This is a genomic window from Aeribacillus sp. FSL K6-1305, assembly GCF_038050115.1.
Lineage (GTDB): Bacteria > Bacillota > Bacilli > Bacillales > Aeribacillaceae > Aeribacillus > Aeribacillus composti.
Genome location: NZ_JBBOQV010000001.1, coordinates 1,045,311 through 1,063,351, shown reverse-complemented (window position 1 = coordinate 1,063,351; position 18,041 = coordinate 1,045,311). Strand labels below are relative to the sequence as shown.

Below are 18,041 nucleotides of genomic sequence, written 5' to 3'. Positions count from 1 at the left end.
ATTTGAGATCATGGAGTTATTAGAAAAAACAAGAAAAATTAATGCGATGCTGCAAAAGGTGGCAGGAAAACCTGTTAATTTTAAAGAAATGGCGGAAACATTAAGTGAAGTCATTGAAGCAAATATTTTTGTGCTCAGCCGCCGAGGAAAAGTATTAGGCTTCGGCTTGAACAAGCAAATAGATAATGACCGCATGAAAAAAATGCTGGAGGAAAGAAAATTTCCTGAAGAGTATACGAAAAGTTTATTTAATATTACCGAAACGTCACCAAATTTAGATGTATATAGCGAATATACTGCATTTCCCGTTGAGAACCGCGAGCTCTTTAAAAACGGATATACGACCATTGTTCCGATCATCGGAGGCGGAGACCGCTTAGGAACCCTTATATTATCTAGACTGGGAACCCAATTTAATGATGATGACCTAATATTGGCTGAATACGGGGCAACTGTTGTTGGAATGGAGATTTTAAGAGAAAAAGCTGAGGAAATTGAAGAGGAAGCGAGAAGCAAAGCGGTTGTCCAAATGGCAATCAGCTCTTTATCATACAGCGAACTCGAAGCAATCGAACACATTTTTGAAGAATTAAGCGGCACAGAGGGATTGCTAGTTGCAAGCAAAATTGCTGACCGCGTCGGCATTACCAGATCTGTGATCGTCAATGCGCTTCGCAAGTTAGAAAGCGCTGGTGTCATTGAATCTCGTTCTCTTGGTATGAAAGGCACATATATTAAAGTGTTAAACAACAAATTTTTAGTTGAACTAGAAAAATTAAAAAACCATTAAAAGAAAGCTGCTCAAAAGGTTTGCTAGCAAACCTTTTGAAGCAGCTTTTATGAGTGCTTTCTACAAATTTCTTCTTGAAAATCGGCTGATTTGTCTAATTTCAATAAGTTCTAACCTCCTACTCATCCCTCTGAAAAAGCTGCAGAATCAAATTCCAATGTTAAAAAAGTGATAGTCATTTAGAACTAGAAAAAAAATAATCGCAATGTACGACGATTTTTTACAAATTATACATAGACTTTAAGCTGTTTCTTTTTTAAAATAATATTTATAAATTAGCAAAATTCGACATTTTTACTTCTTATTTCTTTTGCAATACAAGATCATCATACTTTTGGAGGGAGCAATGAAAATATTTTCTAATTCAATAGCCAATTTGGAGCAGGCAATTCGAATTTCTTCCTTAAACGGAAAAGTTATAGCCAATAATATTGCAAATGTGGACACTCCAGGGTATAAAGCGAAAACAGTTAATTTTAAAAACGTTTTGGATCAACAAATAAAACTGGATGCATATCGGACCAATCCGCGTCATCTTCCTTTTGTGGGCAGCGAAAGCACATCGATTGTGGAAACGAGGACAAACAGTGCTTATCAGCATAATGGGAATAATGTCGACATTGATCAAGAAATGGCAAAGCTTGCGGAAAATCAAATTTTCTACAATGCATTGATTGACAGATTGAATGGCAAATTTAATTCATTAAAAACAGTAATAAAAGGTGGTCGTACATAATGGGGATTTTTCAGTCTTTAAACATTTCCGCATCAGCTTTAACAGCTCAGCGGCTGAGAATGGATGTCATTTCATCGAATATGGCAAACATGGAGACGACTAGAGCTGAATATGTGGACGGGCAATGGCAGCCTTACCGCCGGAAAATGGTTGTAACAGCAGAGGATACAAAACCTTTCTCAGCTTTTCTGAATCAAGAGCTGAACGGCGTTGGAAACGGCGTGAGAGTTCAAGCCATTGTTGAAGACGAGACGCCTTTTAAAATCGTTTATGATCCCGACCATCCTGATGCAGACGAAAATGGCTATGTTTCTTTGCCAAATGTAGATCCTTTAAAAGAAATGGTCGACTTAATCAGCAGCACGCGCTCATATGAAGCAAATGTTACAAGCTTTAATGCATCGAAAAACATGCTGCTGAAAGCATTGGAAATAGGGAAATAGAATAGGAGTGATGTAAATGATTGAGCAAATTTCTTTTCCGACTCAATCGATCCAGCTCGAAAACCGAGCACAAAGTGCGGAAAATTCTGGGAAATCATCCTTTTCAGATATGTTGAAAAAATCGCTGGAAGCTGTCAATGAAGCTCAATTAAATTCCGATCGGCTGACAAATGCTCTTGCAGCAGGACAAAATGTAGAGCTTCATGATGTCATGATCGCAGCACAAAAAGCGAGCATTTTACTTGAAGCAACTGTTGAATTCAGGAATAAAGTCATTGAAGCTTATCAAGAAGTGATGAGAATGCAAATATAATTAGTCTATTTAGAAATGGAATGTCATTATCGGGGGATCAGAAAGAATGAATCAAAAACTACTGCAAATAAAGGATACAATTTTGTCATTTTGGAGGCAAAGGACAAAATGGCAAAAAGCCCTCATCATCGGAGGCGCATCGCTCATCATCATTGCCATTATCGTTTCGTCAATAGTTTTGTCAAAACCGAAAATGATACCGCTATATACGAATTTATCATTGGAAGAAGCTGGCCGAATCAAAGAAACCCTCGATAACAAAGGGATTCAATCGGAAATAGCCGATAACGGAACAACTATTAAAGTGCCAGAAAGCGAAGCAAATGCACTGAAAGTGGAACTTGCTGCTGAAGGTATTCCTGAAAGCGGAAATATCGATTATTCGTATTTTGGACAAAATATCGGTTTTGGCATGACAGATAATGAATTTGATGTATTAAAATTAAAAGCTACACAAACAGAACTGGCCAATTTAATTAAAGAAATCGAAGGCGTAAAAAACGCTAAAGTGATGGTCAATTTACCTAAAGAAACGGTATTCGTCGGCGAGGACGCAGGAGAAGCATCAGCTTCCATTGTTTTAAATTTGGAGCCGGGTTACAAGCTTGATCAATCGCAAGTGAACGCACTCTATCACCTTGTTTCCAAGAGCGTGCCGAATTTACCGGTTGAAAACATTGTTATAATGGACCAAAATTTTGATTATTATGATTTGAAACAAGAGGATACACCTGGCACTAATTTTGCTTCCCAGCTTGAAATCAAATCGGAAATTGAAAAAAATATTCAACGGCAAGTTCAAAGAATGCTGGGTACGATGATGGGCCAAGACAAAGTGGTTGTCAACGTATCAGCTGATATTGATTTTACCCAGGAAAAGCGGGAAGAAAACTTAGTGGAGCCAGTTGATGAAGAGAACAATGAAGGAATTGCCATCAGTGCAGAACGGATTACGGAAACATACACAGGTACTGGGGCGCAAGCTGCCGGCGTTGCTGGAACAGGTCAAACAGATGTCCCGAATACATATCAACAGGCTGCCGGTGCAAACGGAGAAGGAGAATATGAAAAAATTGAAGACCGAATCAATTATGAGGTAAACCGGATCAAACGGGAAATTGTTGAAAGTCCATATAAAATTAGAGATCTGGGCATTCAAGTCATGGTTGAGCCCCCGAATCCGGAAAATCCAAATTCGTTGCCGCAGCAGAGTGTAGATGATATTGAACAAATTTTATCAACAATTGTTCGGACAAGCATCTATGAAGATCCGGAGGCCGAGCCGTTAACGGATCAAGACATTGAAGATAAAATCGTAGTTTCTGTTCAGCCGTTTTCAGGCAAAATAAATGCGGATGATTTAAAGGAGCCATCATCATTCCCAATTTGGGGCTATGTGTTAATTGGAGCAGGCATTCTGCTTCTTGGATTGTTATTCCTATGGTGGTGGAAAAGACGGAGAGACGAAGAAGATGAATATGAAGATGATGAATTTGACGAAATAGAAGAAGTGGTACCGCAGCCTGTGCAAGAAGAAGAATCTGTCGAGCAAACGAAAGCAAATGAGCAGCGTAGGAAGCTTGAGGAGCTTGCCAAAGAGAAGCCTGACGAATTCGCTAAACTATTGCGCACTTGGCTCTATGAAGACTAGGGGGAAATGACATATGAAAAAGTTAAACGGTAGGCAAAAGGCTGCTATTTTATTGATCTCCTTAGGTCCGGAAGCTTCTGCTTCCGTTTATAAACACCTCACGGAAGAAGAAATTGAAAAGCTTACATTAGAAATATCGAGTGTACGGAAAGTGGATTCGCAAAAAAAAGAAGAAGTGATCGAAGAGTTTCATCAAATCGCCCTTGCGCAAGATTATATTGCCCAAGGGGGGATCCAATATGCGAAAGAGGTGCTTGAGAAAGCATTAGGAGGGGAAAAGGCAAGTGAAATAATCAGAAGGCTGACATCTTCTCTTCAAGTACGGCCGTTTGATTTTGTTAGAAAAGCAGATCCGGCTCAAATTTTAAACTTTATACAAAACGAGCATCCGCAAACGATCGCTTTAGTTTTGTCCTATCTGGATGCCAAGCAGTCGGGACAAATTTTATCGAGCTTGCCTCAGGAAGTTCAAGCGGATATTGCAAGAAGAATCGCCATTATGGACCGCACATCCCCTGAAGTAATTAATGAAGTTGAACAAGTTTTAGAGAAGAAACTTTCTTCTACTGTAACGGAAGATTTCACAGAAACGGGTGGAATCGAAACAGTAGTGGAAGTGTTAAACGGTGTCGACCGCTCGACAGAACGAACGATACTGGAAGCACTAGAAGTGCAGGACCCCGAGCTTGCCGAAGAAATCAAAAAGCGGATGTTTGTATTTGAAGATATTGTTACCTTGGATAACCGCGCCATTCAGCGCGTCATTCGCGAAGTGGATAATAATGATCTCATGTTGGCGTTAAAGGTTGCGTCGGATGAAGTGAAAGAAATTGTCTTTAAAAATATGTCAACTAGAATGGCGGAAACATTCAAGGAGGAAATGAATTACATGGGTCCTGTTCGGCTTCGTGATGTAGAAGAAGCGCAATCAAGAATTGTTGAAGTGATAAGAAAATTAGAGGATGCTGGCGAAATTGTGATCGCTCGAGGACAAGGAGATGAAATCATTGTCTAGAGTCATAAAATCCGGCCATGCTTGGTCATTGCACAAGCCGCACAAATTGACGATCAGAACGATCCAAATTCAGGAAGAGTTCGCCGCTTCCGATCAAAAAGAGAACACACAGCGTTCACAGTTCCTTGAGGCAGCCCATTTGGAAGCAGAGAAAATTTTAGAAAAAGCTGAAGAAGAAAAAACGCGATTGCTTAAGGAGATCGAAAAAGAAAGGGAAGCTTGGCAGGAAGAAAAGGCGCGCCTAATAGAAGAAGCAAGAAAAGAAGGGTATCAAGACGGTTTTGAAAAAGGGAAAAAAGATGGACTTCAAGAGTATGAAAATGTGATTGAATCTGCCAGACAGGTAGTCCAGCTTTCCAAAAAAGATTATGAGAAAAAAATAGAAGCTTCCGAGGAAACCATTATTGAAATTGCTGTAAAAGTAGCGGAAAAAATTATTGCAGCCAACCTAAAGCGAGAGCCTGAACTGTTTACTGGATTGGTTCGCGAAGTGATTTGTGAAGTAAAGGAATATCCAGAAGTCAAAATATACGTTCACCCTGACAAATATGAATTTATGCTTGAACAAAAAGAAGAATTAATGGAACTATTTACAACCAAAACAGAGCTCTATATTTTTCCAGATGTAAATTTGCCCGAAAACGGAATTTGTGTGGAATCGCCATTTGGAAAAATTGATGCGAGCATTGATACACAGCTGGAGCAATTAAAAAGCAAGCTGTTAAATCTTGTCAGGGAGGATTGAAGCGATTGAAAGTAGCTCAATTGATCGACCATATAGATCGGCTGGACTCTTATAAGAGATATGGAAAAGTGAAAAAAGTAGTCGGACTCATGATTGAATCACGCGGACCTGAATGCTCCATCGGTGATGTTTGCTATGTACATGTAGGAAAAAATGAAAAAACGCTGGCAGAAGTTGTCGGATTCAAAGAAGAAAATATTCTATTAATGCCATTTACAAAGGTCAACCAAATTGCACCTGGCTGTGTCGTGGAAGCAACAGGCTCGCCCCTGAAAATAAAATCGGGAATCAGCCTGATCGGAAAAGTATTAGATGCATTTGGTCATCCAATGGACGGATCCAATCTTCCAAAAGGTTTAACGACTATTCTGTCTGAGAATGAGCCGCCGAACCCGTTAACCCGGCCGCCGATCACTAAAAAAATTGAAGTGGGTGTGAAAGCAATTGACGGTTTTTTAACGATTGGGAAAGGTCAGCGGGTAGGTATTTTTGCAGGAAGCGGCGTTGGAAAAAGTACTTTGCTCGGAATGATCGCAAGAAGCTCAGGAGCAGATATAAATGTGATTGCCTTAATAGGTGAAAGGGGAAGAGAAGTTCGAGAATTTATTGAGAGAGATTTAGGGGAAGAAGGGCTAAAGCGGACGATTATTGTGGCGGCAACCTCCGATCAGCCGGCTTTAATGAGAATTAAAGCTGCCTATTCTGCAACGGCGATTGCAGAATATTTTCGAGATAAAGGATATAATGTCATGTTTATGATGGATTCAGTCACGAGAGTAGCGATTGCGCAAAGGGAAATTGGACTGGCAGTTGGGGAACCGCCGACGACAAAAGGATACACCCCTTCAGTGTTCGCCATGCTTCCTCGACTTTTAGAAAGAACAGGAAATAATGAAAAGGGTTCGATCACAGCCATTTATACTGTCTTAGTTGATGGCGATGATATGAACGAGCCGATAGCGGATACTGTGAGAGGAATTTTGGACGGGCATATTGTGCTCGATCGCGAGTTGGCGAATAGAGGACATTTTCCTGCAATTAATATTTTAAAAAGCGTCAGCCGCCTTATGAACCATATTGCCGAACCGGCGCATCTCGAAGCTGCGAACAAACTGAAAGCATTGTACTCTACATATACCGAGTCAGAAGATTTAATTAAGATCGGCGCATATAAAAGAGGCTCTTCAAAAGAAATGGATCAAGCAATGGATTATTATCCGAAAATAAACGGATTTCTTCAGCAGCATATGAATGAAAAAATAACATTTGAGGAAAGCGTACAGCAATTAATTTCGCTACTTGAAGAAGGTGACAAGACATGACATACCATTTCCGCTACCAAAAAATATTGGATGTAAAGGAAAATGAGAAACGAAAATCATCAAAAGAATATGAAGATTCCGTTGAAAATTTTAAAAAAGTTGCAACAAAGCTGTATACATTTTTAAAACAAAAAGAGGAGTTCGTAAAGCTTCAAGAAGAAAAATTGAACAAAGGGATGTCCGTTCAAGAAATTAAGCAGTATCAACAGTTTGTTCAAAATTTGGAAAGAACAATTGAGCATTACCAGCAGCTTGTCATTTATTCTCGTAATGCAATGAATGAAAAACAGTCGATTTTGATGCAAAAACATATAGAAGTAAAGCAATATGAAAAAATAAAAGAAAAAGATTACAAGAAATTTATGGAGCTAAGGAAACGAGAAGAAGGAAAAATGATGGATGAAATATCAATCATTACATATTCGTTTCATAGAAATTAGGTGGAAATGATGGCGAAAAAAGAAAAGAAACGAGGCGGTTTAAAAACTTTTTTGACCATATTTTTATCACTTTTTAGTCTTGGGCTTGTCGCCGTAATCATCATGTTTTTTCTCGGCATCCTGCCGGCCCAAAATATTCCGATTATTTCGGACTTAGCGCAAGGAGGTCAGAAGCAGGAAAATCTTGAAAGGCTGAACGAGCAGCTGGAAAAAGAGCAAGAAGAGCTCAAGCAAAAGATTGAAGAGCAGGAAAGCACAATCAATCAGCTGCAAGAACAGCTGAAAAGCAAGGATGAAGAAATACAAGAGTTGACACAGCAAATCAACTCATTGGAAAACGCAGCTCAAACCAATCCGCAAAAAAATCAACAACAAGCCGTTGATATTGCGAAAGTATATGGAGAAATGTCAAGTAAAAAAGCAGCTGCCATCATTACAGAGCTTTCTGATGATGAAGCAATGAGCATACTATCATCTTTAAAAAAAGCCGTGCTTGCTAGAATTTTAGAAAAAATGACTCCCCAAGACGCTGCCAAATATACGAAGCTGTTATCCGAGCAAGCAGCAGCTCAATCTGAACAACCAGCAGCCGAATCTGTACCATCAGCAACTGAAGAGGCAGCTGCTCAATAAATAACTTACATGAACATTCTGATCATATTACAGGAGGTGAACAAATGGATGCCATTAAATTGCAGTTTTTCCAATTGAACACGCGAAACATACCATCAACAAACGGAGAAGAAAAAAAGGAAGAGTCAACTTTTCAAACGTTTTTTGATCAGCTTGTGAACATGAAGCCAGCCGATCAGGTGAAAGGAAATGAACCGCAAAAATTAGAAATCGAAACAACTATCTTAGAAGAGTTGCAAGATGCGATCAAAAATTGGCTCTCTCTTGACATTTTGCACGATCAGGAAACAGACGCTCAAGACAAACAGGAGAGAGAAGACAGCAGTTTATCTTCTGTCAGCCAACCTTCTTCTGAAAATTTGGAATTGACATTTGCGAGCAATATGGAACTGAATGTTGATCATACGGAGCAAAGTCCGGAAAAAACTGTACTTTTTCAGCAAATCACTGCTATTTTAGCTTATTTGCAGCGAAATGAGCCGAACGAGTTTATTCGAATGCTCGAAGTTTTTGAAACCATTACTAGAAAGTATGGCGATCTAGGCAGCACGATGCTTCAAAATATTTTAACAGCTGTTCGGATTGGACGATATGAGAATCACAGTGCTACCATAGCTGACATATTGCCTAATGATCTAGAAACATCAGAGCCGCTTCATTTTATACAACAAATAGACACGAATAAGAAACCATTTGTGCAGCGTGAGGAAATATTGGCAAGAACGCATCCTCTAATGGAGTTTGTTCAACAAGAGAGCCGTGCTGAACAAAAAAGTGTTGGAAATTTCCTAACGAGCCAAACGAAGGATACGTTTGAGTTGACTCTTACTTCATACATAAACAAATTTGGCTCAGAAAATCCGGCTTCGCAAATTGATTCTGAACTGAGTATAGACGTCCAAGAGGAATTTTTTCAAAAGTTAAAAGACGTAATAAAAACAAGTCGATTTGGCCAGCTTCCCAATGGCGCACAAAAATTGACGATACGGCTCACTCCGGAGCATTTAGGGACCATTACCATTCAATTAATAAAAGATGGCGACCAAATGAGCGCCAAAATTAAGACATCGACTCAATCAGCGAAAGAATTGTTAGAGCATAGTATTCAGCAGTTAAAGCATTCGCTGCCGAATATAACATTGCAAATTGACCGCTTTGATATTTTTGACGAAGAGCATTATTTCTTTCAAGAAAAAAGAGGACGTGGCAATTCGCAGCAACATAACGGGGAAGATCAAGAAAAGCACCAAAATGAACAGCAGAACGACCAAACTTTTATGGAAAAATTAAAAGAGTATGTAAATGCCATTATATAGGAGGTTCTTATGAGCGGAATTTCCATCGACAGCTATTTGTTATCGACCTATACAGAAAACAAAGCAAGGGAAGCTAAGTCAACTCTTGGAAAAGATGATTTTTTGAAGTTATTGATTACCCAATTGCAATATCAGGATCCGCTAAATCCAATGGAAGATAAAGAGTTTATTGCTCAAATGGCGAATTTCTCAACATTGGAACAAATAACAAACATGAATAAATCGCTTGAAGCCTTTTTAAAATCGGATGCACTCATCAAATATTCGCAGCTCATCGGCAAATCGGTAGAATACTCAAAAGAAGGTGAGCAAAAGCAGAGCATTGTCAAAAGCGTGCGGATGAATGGAGATACAGTCATCATTGCGCTTGCCAACGGCGATGAAGTGGAAAGCTCAAGTATTACGAAAGTATCCGAAGCTGGAGAAAACGATTCATCTGATCAGGAAGGATAATAATATTAACATTTTAAAGAAAGGGAGAGGTTCATATGTTGCGTTCCATGTATTCTGGTATTAGCGGAATGAAAAATTTTCAATTGAAATTGGATGTCATTGGCAACAATATCGCGAATGTCAACACGTACGGCTTCAAAAAAGGACGTGTCACTTTTAAAGAATTAGTCAACCAGCAAATTTCAGGCGCAAGCGCCGCTGTAAATGGACGAGGAGGTATAAATCCTGCACAGGTAGGATTGGGTGCGGCAATCGGAACAATCGACACTGTTCATACATCTGGACCAACTCAATCGACTGGAAGAGTTTTAGATGTGGCCATATCTGGAGACGGATTCTTTCCTGTTGGGACGATCACCGATTTATCAAGAGTGAATATTGATTATGCCGGTCAATACGGGGACAACAAAATTCTTGGATCCATCAATAATGCCGTAAACCTTGCCTATACCCGCGCTGGGAACTTTTACTTGGATGCCAATGGCTATATTGTGACAGGTGAAGGGTATTATTTGATCGGCGAAACAGGCGAAAAAACCCCGCCGACACAGGCTGGGATTGATAAAGCAAACGCTGCGCTGCAGCAAATTACATCTTTTAATACTCCTTATAAAAATATGTATGAATCTTTGAACGATATCGGCAAAAAAGCCAATGCGCTGATGGAAGCCTATGAGGCTTACAACGAATCAGTCGAGTTATGGGAGAAAAATGGGAAAGAAAATCCATCTTCTTGGTATACAGCGATGCAAAATGCTTATAATGCACTCGGGGAAGTATGGGATGAGTTCAATAATTCGGTGACGAATGCGTCCGGATTTAACAATATCAGCGATCAATTTGATACAGCGATCAATCTATTAAATGACTCGATAGATGTGTTCAATGATACACCACCTTATACTGATATTTTAACTACCATTACAAATGCAATTGGACAGCTTGAAGTTGGAAATGATTATCCAAACGATCCGCAAGCTGACGTTGAATTGGAATCAAGCGTTGATACAGCTACTCTAGATCAAATGTCAAAATTGATCGGAACGATTGAAAGCTACAAAGTTTCACTAAACAATATCGAACAAGCTGTTATCAAATATGAAAATCTTGCTGAAAGTTTAAGAGAACCGCAGTGGACGAATTCTTTAAGCGGTGAACCAGGCCTGATTCAAATTCCGCTGTCGGCAAAAACATTCAGTATAGGGGCGGACGGTAAAATCACATTTACAGATAGCAACGGACAGTTGAAAGTGGCAGGCCAAATTCGCATCGCTAATTTCCCGAATCCAGAAGGTTTGGAAAAAGTGGGAAGCAATTTGTTTATCGAGACGCAAAACTCTGGATTCTTGGATAAAAACGGAAACGGATTGGAGCTTAATGAGTTATCTGTTCCTGGAGAAGATGGTGCAGGCTCGCTAATTACAAGCTCGCTAGAAATGTCCAATGTGGACTTGGCGGAAGAATTTACGGAAATGATTGTGGCACAAAGAGGTTTTCAATCAAATACGAAAATCATCACAACTTCTGACGAAATTTTGCAGGAGCTCCTTGGCTTAAAACGTTAATAGGAAGAACGGGGGAGCTTGAAACGTGATCAAATTAACAAAACTGAATGGCGAAGCTTTTTATCTGAATGTGTTGTTAATCGAACGGATTGAATCGTTTCCTGATACGACTATTACGTTAATATCCGGCAAAAAATATATAGTAAAAGATTCACAGACGGAAGTAGTAACAAAAATCAATGAGCTTTATAAACAATTTGGTTTTGGGAAAGCTTTCTATTTCGGGGGACAAGAAAATGAGTAAAAAATTTATAACTGCATTATTAATCGTCATTTCAACCGTTGGAATTGCTGCACTGACTACGTTTGTCGTCATGGAATTTTTTACGAAGGATCCGGTAGAAGCGAAAAACCGCTCCATCGACGAGGTGGTGGAATCGTCATTTGATGTTCCTGAAATTACGACAAACTTAAAAAGTAAAAATATTGTAAGACTTTCTTTCAAAATTGAAGCATCTGACAAAAAAGCGAGAGAAGAATTAGAAAAGAGAGAATTTCAAATAAAAGATATTATTATAACCGAACTGGCAAATATGGAAGCAAAAGATTTGGAAGGGCAAGCTGGAATGGACCGCTTTAAAGATACGATTAAAAAGAAGGTCGATGCGCTTTTACAAGAAGGAGAAGTGAAACAAGTGTACACGACTTCCTTTATCCTTCAATAGACAAAAAAGGGATAAGGAGGTGATGTTCTCATTATGTCAAATGAAATTTTATCGCAAAGTGAAATTGATGCGCTATTATCTGCATTAACGACCGGTGAAATGAATGTTGATGAATTAAAGAAAGAAGAAGAAGCAAAGAAAATAAAAGTTTACGATTTTAAACGTGCTCTTCGTTTTTCAAAAGATCAAATTCGCAGCATTACTCGAGTGCATGAAAATTTCGCAAGGCTTTTAACGACGTATTTTGCTGCGCAATTGCGGACATATGTCCAAATAACCGTCACGTCTGTAGACCAGCTGCCCTATGAAGAGTTTGTCCGTTCCATTCCGAAAATGACGGTTTTAAATGTTTTTGAACTTGGGACACTTGATGGAAGAATTATTATGGAAGTGAACCCAAATATTGCGTACGCAATGATGGATCGGTTAATGGGCGGTTTCGGGGCTTCCATGAATAAGATTGAACAATTAACAGAAATTGAAATGAAAATTATTGCATCCATTTTCGAAAAAACTTTGGAGCACTACCGTGAAGCTTGGAGTACCATTTTGGACATTGAGCCTTGCATGCAGGAATTTGAGGTAAATCCGCAATTTTTGCAAATGGTATCTCCAAATGACACTGTTGTTGTTATTTCCCTTAATACACAAGTGGGAGAAGCGAGCGGAATGATAAACCTTTGTATTCCCCATGTTGTGTTGGAACCAATTATTCCAAAGCTTTCCGTCCATTATTGGATGCAATCAGAAAGGAAAGCCCAAAACTCTGTGGAAACGGAAGTAATCAAAAACCGGATAAAGCTTGCAGAAGTTCCGGTGGTTGCGGAATTAGGGACGTCCGTTGTGACAGTTCAAGAGTTTCTTGAAATGCGAGTGGGGGATATGATCCGTCTTGATCAATCGACCAGCGACCCGTTGGTGATTAAAGTAGGTGACGTCCCTAAATTTTTTGGACAGCCTGGCAAAAAGAACAAGAAGCTGGCCGTTCAAATATTAGGCCACATAGAGAGAGGTGACGAAGCTGATGACTGATAACATGTTGTCACAAGAGGAAATCGATTCTCTATTAAAAGGGGGAAATCAAGAATCAACTGAAACTGACAATCTATTGAATGATATTGAAAAAGATACGATTGGGGAGATAGGAAATATTTCTTTTGGCAGTTCTGCTACAGCTTTATCATCCTTGCTTAATCAAAAAGTAGAAATCACTACTCCGAGCGTGTCAATTATTAATAAGCAAGAACTGGCAAAGGAGTTTCCACATCCATACGTAGCAATAGAAGTAGTTTTTACAGAAGGGCTGTCCGGCAGCAATCTGCTTGTAATTAAACAAAGCGATGCTGCTGTCATTGCTGATTTAATGATTGGCGGGGATGGTTCCAACCCGGACGAATTGGGGGAAATTCAATTAAGTGCTGTCCAGGAAGCGATGAATCAAATGATGGGATCTGCTTCCACATCAATGTCAACCGTTTTAAATAAAAAAATAGATATTTCACCGCCTCGCCTCGAATTATTGAATGTTAAAGAAGGGGAAGGAACCGATGCTATTCCTGATGATGAACTGCTTGTGAAGGTATCCTTCCGATTAACTGTCGGCAATTTAATTGATTCGAATATTATGCAGCTCTTACCCCTTGATTTTGCTAAACAGCTCGTTGTTGAATTAATGAATAAAGCGAGTAAAGAGGCATCAAATAACGTGCAAACAGAACCTGAAGAAGCGCGAGAAAATCAACAGCTGCATATAGAAAAAAGCGAGAAGGAAAAAGCTCAGCCTGTTGAAGTTAAACCTGTTGAATTTGCGACATTTGATGAACAAACGAATCAATCTGTAGACACGCACAATTTGGAGCTGCTGCTCGACATTCCTTTAAATGTAACGGTTGAGCTTGGAAGAACAAAAAGATCCATCAAACAAATTTTGGAATTGTCTAAAGGATCCATTATCGAGCTTGATAAGCTGGCCGGGGAGCCAGTCGACATATTCATAAACAGCAAAAAGGTAGCAAAAGGTGAAGTAGTTGTCATCGACGAAAATTTCGGTGTTCGCGTAACGGATATCATGAGTCAAGCAGATCGGATAATGAATCTAAAATAGTTGATAGGAGTGAGGAGCAAAATGTCAAAAAGGATTTTAGTCGTTGATGATGCAGCATTTATGAGAATGATGATCAAAGATATATTGACAAAAAATGGATATGAAGTAGTAGGAGAGGCTGCAGATGGTGCGCAGGCAGTCGAAAAATTTAAAGAATTGCAGCCTGATTTAGTCACGATGGATATTACAATGCCTGAAATGGATGGCATCACTGCTTTAAGGGAAATACGCAAAATTAATCCAAATGCAAAAGTTGTCATGTGTTCAGCGATGGGACAGCAGGCAATGGTAATCGATGCTATTCAAGCTGGTGCCAAAGATTTTATTGTGAAACCTTTTCAGGCCGATCGTGTACTGGAAGCTATTCAAAAGACATTGGGATAAGGAGCATTTGCATTGAAACGACGTATTACATATTTGTGCTGTTTATGGCTGTTGTTTTTTTATGTTCCAATAAACGCCGATTTCGTGCATGCAGCCGTGAAAAATCCCACCGTTGAGGAATATTTAAAACAGCAGACATCCGATCAACAGGATGAAAAAAAAGAAGAGAAAGCGACGAACGAATTGGTTGAAGATGGTGGCAACAGCACCTCCTTATCAGTATTCGATGCTTTGAAAATGATTTTTACACTTATTCTTGTTTTAGGTCTCTTAATCTTTTTATTAAAATTTTTAAACAAAAAAATGAAGCTTCCGCAAGAAACTAAATACTTACAAAATCTCGGCGGCATTTCCTTAGGACAAAACAAGTCCATCCAGCTGGTGAAGGTGGGGAATCGCATTCTAATCGTTGGCGTCGGGGATACGATTGAACTATTACAAGAAATTAATGATGAAGAGGAATATAAGAAAATTATCGACATGCAGAAAGAGCCCGGCAACAATGCTTTTGAACAAAATATGATGCGCTTCATTCTAAATAATCATAAACAAAAGGGTAGCGAGAAGACCTCCTTCAAAAAAGAACTGGAATCACTATTAAAAGAAAGACGTGAACAGATGCAGCGTCTTCGGCAGAAAGGATCAAAAAAATGAGTGAGTTTTTTAGCTATTTTAATCAAAATGATCCGGAAAATGTTGCGACGACTGTGAAGCTTTTGCTTCTGCTCACCGTTTTGTCAATTGCACCAGGGATATTGATTTTAATGACTTGCTTTACGCGCATCGTCATCGTGTTATCGTTTGTGCGAACTTCGCTTGCTACCCAGCAAATGCCGCCCAACCAAGTGCTCATCGGCCTTGCACTTTTTTTAACCTTTTTTATAATGGGACCGACTTTTCAAGAAATACATGAAAAAGCTTTGAATCCTTTGTTCAACAATGAAATAACCATTGAGGAAGCGTATGAACAGGCGGAAAAGCCGATAAAGGAATTTATGAGCAAACATACGAGACAAAAAGATTTAGCTTTGTTTTTAAATTACGCCAATATTGAAAATCCTGAGACGATTGACGATATTCCGCTCGTGGCTTTAGTGCCTGCATTTGCCATCAGCGAATTAAAAACAGCGTTTCAAATAGGTTTTATGATCTTTATTCCTTTTTTAATCATTGACATGGTTGTATCAAGTGTCCTCATGTCAATGGGAATGATGATGCTTCCTCCTGTCATGATATCATTGCCTTTTAAAATATTGCTGTTTGTGCTCGTGGACGGCTGGTACTTAGTTGTCAAATCATTGCTGCAAAGTTTTTAAAATAAGTAGGTGAGCCAATGAGTACCGAAATGATCCTTTCCATAGCAGAAAAAGCGGTTTATACAACTTTAATGATCAGTGGGCCACTTCTTTTAATATCGCTTGTTGTCGGCTTAATTGTCAGCATCTTTCAAGCAACGACACAAATACAGGAACAGACATTGGCGTTCATACCAAAAATTGTGGCTGTTTTGGTCGGATTGATTATTTTTGGCCCATGGATGCTATCTGTCATTTTGTCGTATACACATAATATTTTCAGCAATCTCAATCAATTTGTTGGATGAGTTGAATGATGATGCTGGAGTATTATCCGCTTTTTTTGCTTGTGTTTACAAGAATAACAGCTTTTATTGCAACACTTCCATTATTTTCATATCGGAATATTCCGATGCGGTTTAAAATTGGCATGTCTTTTTTCCTTTCCCTTATCATCGTCATGACGATCGATGAGGGAAAGGTTGACTTAGATGCGAATTTCTACCCGCTGATAATAAAAGAAGTTTTAATCGGACTATTCATTGGTCTGATCGCATATATCATCATGTCAGCTGTCCACATTGCAGGAAGCTTAATCGATTTTCAAATGGGGTTTATCATCGCGAATATTATTGATCCGCAGACAGGAGTTCAAACGCCGTTAATTGGACAATTTCTTTATTCTTTTGCCCTATTGCTCATGCTGAGCCTAAACGGGCACCATATGCTGATTAACGGGATTGTATACAGTTTTCAAGTAATCCCTCCGGATCAATATTTTATTCCGATTTCTGATGGAGCTGTTGCCGAGCAAGTTTTGAAGGCGTTCAGCAAAATGTTTCTCGTAGCATTTCAAATGGCGCTTCCGATAGTCGCTTCGCTCTTTTTAGTTGACCTTGCTCTAGGGATTGTTGCCCGGACAGTTCCGCAAATGAATGTATTTGTCATTGGGTTTGCCATTAAAATTGGCGTCAGCTTCCTGATGATGGTGCTCGTTTTAGGCATTATATTTATGATAATTCAGGGGCTTTTCCAATACATGTTCGATGTGATGAGAACCTTAATGAATCTATTAGGTGATGGCGCATGAATTATTTACCGTTAGACTTGCAATATTTTGCCGGTGAAAAAACGGAAAAAGCGACTCCGAGAAAGCGGCAGGATGTAAGGAAAAAAGGACAGGTTGCCAAGAGTCCCGATTTGAACACAGCCATCACCATGTTTTTAGTTTTTCTGTCATTGCTGTTTTTCGGGAAAACGGTGATTGATAATATTTTAAACATGTTCCATTCTACTTTTGAAGATTATTTGTTGACGGATATCACAGAAGAAAATGTGCATTCAATCTTTAATAAATATGTATTGGAAGGCGCTCAAATTACCGCTCCATTCATGATAGCAGCCTTCGTTGCTGGGGTTTTCAGTAATTATATTCAAGTTGGATTTCTTTTTACAACTGAACCGTTGAAAATGAAATTAAATAAACTGAATCCGATTGAAGGCTTTAAACGCATATATTCCACTCGGGCAATTGTCGAGCTTTTGAAATCGATCTTAAAAGTTTTCTTTATCGGCGGGGTAACCTTTGCGTATATTTATTTCAATTGGCAGGAGATTTTGCGGCTTCCGCAAATGCCGCTTGAACGAGCTTTTGCTTCAATTTCAAAGCTGGCGGTGCAGATAGGACTATATGCTTCAGGTGCGCTTTTGTTCATCGCATTGCTAGATTACTTGTATCAAAGATGGGATTTCGAAAAAAACATTCGCATGTCTAAGCAGGAAGTAAAAGATGAGTACAAAAAAATGGAAGGCGACCCGTTAATTAGATCGAGAATTAAACAGAAACAAAGGGAAATGGCGATGAGAAGGATGATGCAGGAAATTCCGAAAGCTGATGTCGTCATTACGAACCCTACTCATTATGCAGTTGCCTTAAAGTATGATGAAAAGGAACACGATGCACCTGTCGTAGTTGCAAAAGGAACAGATTTTGTCGCGCAAAAGATCAAGCAAATTGCCAAAGCCCATGAAATCATAACAGTCGAAAACAGGCAGCTCGCTCGTTCCTTGTATGACCAAGTGGAAATTGGCGAGATGATTCCTGAACAATTTTTTAAGGCTGTGGCTGAAATTTTAGCTTATGTTTATCGTCAAAAACAAAAAGTGTAACA

Annotated in this window: 23 protein-coding genes; all 23 read left to right on the top strand. The window is 39.2% G+C overall.

The window, feature by feature from the left end; translation table 11 throughout:
* Positions 1 to 10 precede the first annotated feature (10 nt).
* The 23 genes from codY (at position 11) to flhB (ending at position 18,039) form a co-directional block, all read left to right on the top strand.
* The gene (codY, locus tag NST97_RS04975; RefSeq protein ID WP_339196556.1) at positions 11 to 790 is read left to right on the top strand and encodes a GTP-sensing pleiotropic transcriptional regulator CodY; all 780 of its coding nucleotides are present in this window, start codon (positions 11 to 13) and stop codon (positions 788 to 790) included.
* Positions 791 to 1,136: 346 nt separating this feature from the next.
* Positions 1,137 to 1,526 carry a flagellar basal body rod protein FlgB gene (gene flgB / locus NST97_RS04970; RefSeq protein WP_063386658.1) on the top strand — a complete coding sequence of 130 codons (390 nt, stop codon included), beginning with the start codon at positions 1,137 to 1,139 and terminating at the stop codon, positions 1,524 to 1,526.
* A complete protein-coding gene (gene flgC, locus NST97_RS04965) occupies positions 1,526 to 1,969 on the top strand; it encodes a flagellar basal body rod protein FlgC (RefSeq protein ID WP_066246514.1) in 444 nt (147 codons plus the stop codon). The genes flgB and flgC overlap by 1 nt, the downstream gene beginning before the upstream one ends.
* A 16-nt stretch (positions 1,970 to 1,985) precedes the next feature.
* Positions 1,986 to 2,282 carry a flagellar hook-basal body complex protein FliE gene (fliE, locus tag NST97_RS04960; protein WP_066246512.1) on the top strand — a complete coding sequence of 99 codons (297 nt, stop codon included), beginning with the start codon at positions 1,986 to 1,988 and terminating at the stop codon, positions 2,280 to 2,282.
* Between the two features lie 46 nt (positions 2,283 to 2,328).
* Positions 2,329 to 3,933 (top strand): flagellar basal-body MS-ring/collar protein FliF, encoded by a 1,605-nt coding sequence (gene fliF / locus NST97_RS04955; protein ID WP_339209922.1) that lies wholly within the window; start codon positions 2,329 to 2,331, stop codon positions 3,931 to 3,933.
* Positions 3,934 to 3,946: 13 nt separating this feature from the next.
* Entirely contained in the window at positions 3,947 to 4,948 is a 1,002-nt protein-coding gene (gene fliG / locus NST97_RS04950) for a flagellar motor switch protein FliG (protein WP_339209920.1), read from the top strand.
* Positions 4,941 to 5,693 carry a flagellar assembly protein FliH gene (fliH, locus tag NST97_RS04945; protein WP_311066232.1) on the top strand — a complete coding sequence of 251 codons (753 nt, stop codon included), beginning with the start codon at positions 4,941 to 4,943 and terminating at the stop codon, positions 5,691 to 5,693. The genes fliG and fliH overlap by 8 nt, the downstream gene beginning before the upstream one ends.
* Before the next feature lie 5 nt (positions 5,694 to 5,698).
* Positions 5,699 to 7,015 (top strand): flagellar protein export ATPase FliI, encoded by a 1,317-nt coding sequence (gene fliI / locus NST97_RS04940; RefSeq protein ID WP_339209918.1) that lies wholly within the window; start codon positions 5,699 to 5,701, stop codon positions 7,013 to 7,015.
* Entirely contained in the window at positions 7,012 to 7,455 is a 444-nt protein-coding gene (fliJ, locus tag NST97_RS04935; RefSeq protein WP_339209916.1) for a flagellar export protein FliJ, read from the top strand. Before fliI ends, fliJ begins: the two co-directional genes overlap by 4 nt.
* Before the next feature lie 9 nt (positions 7,456 to 7,464).
* Positions 7,465 to 8,088 (top strand): MotE family protein, encoded by a 624-nt coding sequence (locus tag NST97_RS04930; RefSeq protein WP_339209914.1) that lies wholly within the window; start codon positions 7,465 to 7,467, stop codon positions 8,086 to 8,088.
* Positions 8,089 to 8,132: 44 nt separating this feature from the next.
* Positions 8,133 to 9,404 carry a flagellar hook-length control protein FliK gene (locus tag NST97_RS04925; protein ID WP_341342995.1) on the top strand — a complete coding sequence of 424 codons (1,272 nt, stop codon included), beginning with the start codon at positions 8,133 to 8,135 and terminating at the stop codon, positions 9,402 to 9,404.
* A 9-nt stretch (positions 9,405 to 9,413) separates the two neighbouring features.
* The gene (flgD, locus tag NST97_RS04920) at positions 9,414 to 9,857 is read left to right on the top strand and encodes a flagellar hook assembly protein FlgD (RefSeq protein ID WP_063386668.1); all 444 of its coding nucleotides are present in this window, start codon (positions 9,414 to 9,416) and stop codon (positions 9,855 to 9,857) included.
* Positions 9,858 to 9,892: 35 nt separating this feature from the next.
* On the top strand, positions 9,893 to 11,422 hold the full coding sequence (locus tag NST97_RS04915) for a flagellar hook-basal body complex protein (RefSeq protein ID WP_339209909.1): 1,530 nt from the start codon (positions 9,893 to 9,895) through the stop codon (positions 11,420 to 11,422).
* 25 nt (positions 11,423 to 11,447) lie between these two features.
* A complete protein-coding gene (locus NST97_RS04910; protein WP_063386670.1) occupies positions 11,448 to 11,666 on the top strand; it encodes a flagellar FlbD family protein in 219 nt (72 codons plus the stop codon).
* Positions 11,659 to 12,087: a flagellar basal body-associated protein FliL gene (gene fliL, locus NST97_RS04905; RefSeq protein ID WP_066246495.1), complete on the top strand. Its 429-nt coding sequence runs from the start codon at positions 11,659 to 11,661 to the stop codon at positions 12,085 to 12,087. Before NST97_RS04910 ends, fliL begins: the two co-directional genes overlap by 8 nt.
* A 33-nt stretch (positions 12,088 to 12,120) precedes the next feature.
* On the top strand, positions 12,121 to 13,119 hold the full coding sequence (gene fliM, locus NST97_RS04900; RefSeq protein ID WP_063386672.1) for a flagellar motor switch protein FliM: 999 nt from the start codon (positions 12,121 to 12,123) through the stop codon (positions 13,117 to 13,119).
* The gene (gene fliY / locus NST97_RS04895; protein WP_063386673.1) at positions 13,112 to 14,191 is read left to right on the top strand and encodes a flagellar motor switch phosphatase FliY; all 1,080 of its coding nucleotides are present in this window, start codon (positions 13,112 to 13,114) and stop codon (positions 14,189 to 14,191) included. The genes fliM and fliY overlap by 8 nt, the downstream gene beginning before the upstream one ends.
* Positions 14,192 to 14,212: 21 nt before the next feature.
* Positions 14,213 to 14,575, top strand: coding sequence for a response regulator (locus NST97_RS04890; protein ID WP_144597745.1), 363 nt, complete (start codon positions 14,213 to 14,215; stop codon positions 14,573 to 14,575).
* 12 nt (positions 14,576 to 14,587) lie between these two features.
* A complete protein-coding gene (locus NST97_RS04885; RefSeq protein ID WP_341342994.1) occupies positions 14,588 to 15,229 on the top strand; it encodes a flagellar biosynthetic protein FliO in 642 nt (213 codons plus the stop codon).
* The gene (fliP, locus tag NST97_RS04880) at positions 15,226 to 15,891 is read left to right on the top strand and encodes a flagellar type III secretion system pore protein FliP (RefSeq protein ID WP_063386676.1); all 666 of its coding nucleotides are present in this window, start codon (positions 15,226 to 15,228) and stop codon (positions 15,889 to 15,891) included. The genes NST97_RS04885 and fliP overlap by 4 nt, the downstream gene beginning before the upstream one ends.
* Positions 15,892 to 15,908: 17 nt before the next feature.
* Positions 15,909 to 16,178: a flagellar biosynthesis protein FliQ gene (fliQ, locus tag NST97_RS04875; protein ID WP_063386677.1), complete on the top strand. Its 270-nt coding sequence runs from the start codon at positions 15,909 to 15,911 to the stop codon at positions 16,176 to 16,178.
* A gap of 5 nt (positions 16,179 to 16,183) precedes the next feature.
* Positions 16,184 to 16,960, top strand: a complete 777-nt coding sequence (gene fliR, locus NST97_RS04870) for a flagellar biosynthetic protein FliR (protein WP_327847720.1) — start codon at positions 16,184 to 16,186, stop codon at positions 16,958 to 16,960.
* Positions 16,957 to 18,039 carry a flagellar biosynthesis protein FlhB gene (gene flhB, locus NST97_RS04865; RefSeq protein WP_339196536.1) on the top strand — a complete coding sequence of 361 codons (1,083 nt, stop codon included), beginning with the start codon at positions 16,957 to 16,959 and terminating at the stop codon, positions 18,037 to 18,039. Before fliR ends, flhB begins: the two co-directional genes overlap by 4 nt.
* Positions 18,040 to 18,041: the final 2 nt, after the last annotated feature.

What these genes read in the sequence shown, in the direction of transcription:
- flgC (WP_066246514.1), top strand. Translation starts at nt 1,526, where the DNA reads ATGGGGATTTTTCAGTCTTTAAACATTTCCGCATCAGCTTTAACAGCT.
- NST97_RS04925 (WP_341342995.1), top strand. Translation starts at nt 8,133, where the DNA reads ATGGATGCCATTAAATTGCAGTTTTTCCAATTGAACACGCGAAACATA.
- NST97_RS04890 (WP_144597745.1), top strand. Translation starts at nt 14,213, where the DNA reads ATGTCAAAAAGGATTTTAGTCGTTGATGATGCAGCATTTATGAGAATG.
- fliE (WP_066246512.1), top strand. Translation starts at nt 1,986, where the DNA reads ATGATTGAGCAAATTTCTTTTCCGACTCAATCGATCCAGCTCGAAAAC.
- NST97_RS04915 (WP_339209909.1), top strand. Translation starts at nt 9,893, where the DNA reads ATGTTGCGTTCCATGTATTCTGGTATTAGCGGAATGAAAAATTTTCAA.
- fliG (WP_339209920.1), top strand. Translation starts at nt 3,947, where the DNA reads ATGAAAAAGTTAAACGGTAGGCAAAAGGCTGCTATTTTATTGATCTCC.
- fliJ (WP_339209916.1), top strand. Translation starts at nt 7,012, where the DNA reads ATGACATACCATTTCCGCTACCAAAAAATATTGGATGTAAAGGAAAAT.
- fliM (WP_063386672.1), top strand. Translation starts at nt 12,121, where the DNA reads ATGTCAAATGAAATTTTATCGCAAAGTGAAATTGATGCGCTATTATCT.
- fliR (WP_327847720.1), top strand. Translation starts at nt 16,184, where the DNA reads ATGATGATGCTGGAGTATTATCCGCTTTTTTTGCTTGTGTTTACAAGA.
- fliY (WP_063386673.1), top strand. Translation starts at nt 13,112, where the DNA reads ATGACTGATAACATGTTGTCACAAGAGGAAATCGATTCTCTATTAAAA.
- flgD (WP_063386668.1), top strand. Translation starts at nt 9,414, where the DNA reads ATGAGCGGAATTTCCATCGACAGCTATTTGTTATCGACCTATACAGAA.
- fliP (WP_063386676.1), top strand. Translation starts at nt 15,226, where the DNA reads ATGAGTGAGTTTTTTAGCTATTTTAATCAAAATGATCCGGAAAATGTT.
- codY (WP_339196556.1), top strand. Translation starts at nt 11, where the DNA reads ATGGAGTTATTAGAAAAAACAAGAAAAATTAATGCGATGCTGCAAAAG.
- fliF (WP_339209922.1), top strand. Translation starts at nt 2,329, where the DNA reads ATGAATCAAAAACTACTGCAAATAAAGGATACAATTTTGTCATTTTGG.
- fliQ (WP_063386677.1), top strand. Translation starts at nt 15,909, where the DNA reads ATGAGTACCGAAATGATCCTTTCCATAGCAGAAAAAGCGGTTTATACA.
- NST97_RS04930 (WP_339209914.1), top strand. Translation starts at nt 7,465, where the DNA reads ATGGCGAAAAAAGAAAAGAAACGAGGCGGTTTAAAAACTTTTTTGACC.
- fliL (WP_066246495.1), top strand. Translation starts at nt 11,659, where the DNA reads ATGAGTAAAAAATTTATAACTGCATTATTAATCGTCATTTCAACCGTT.
- flgB (WP_063386658.1), top strand. Translation starts at nt 1,137, where the DNA reads ATGAAAATATTTTCTAATTCAATAGCCAATTTGGAGCAGGCAATTCGA.
- flhB (WP_339196536.1), top strand. Translation starts at nt 16,957, where the DNA reads ATGAATTATTTACCGTTAGACTTGCAATATTTTGCCGGTGAAAAAACG.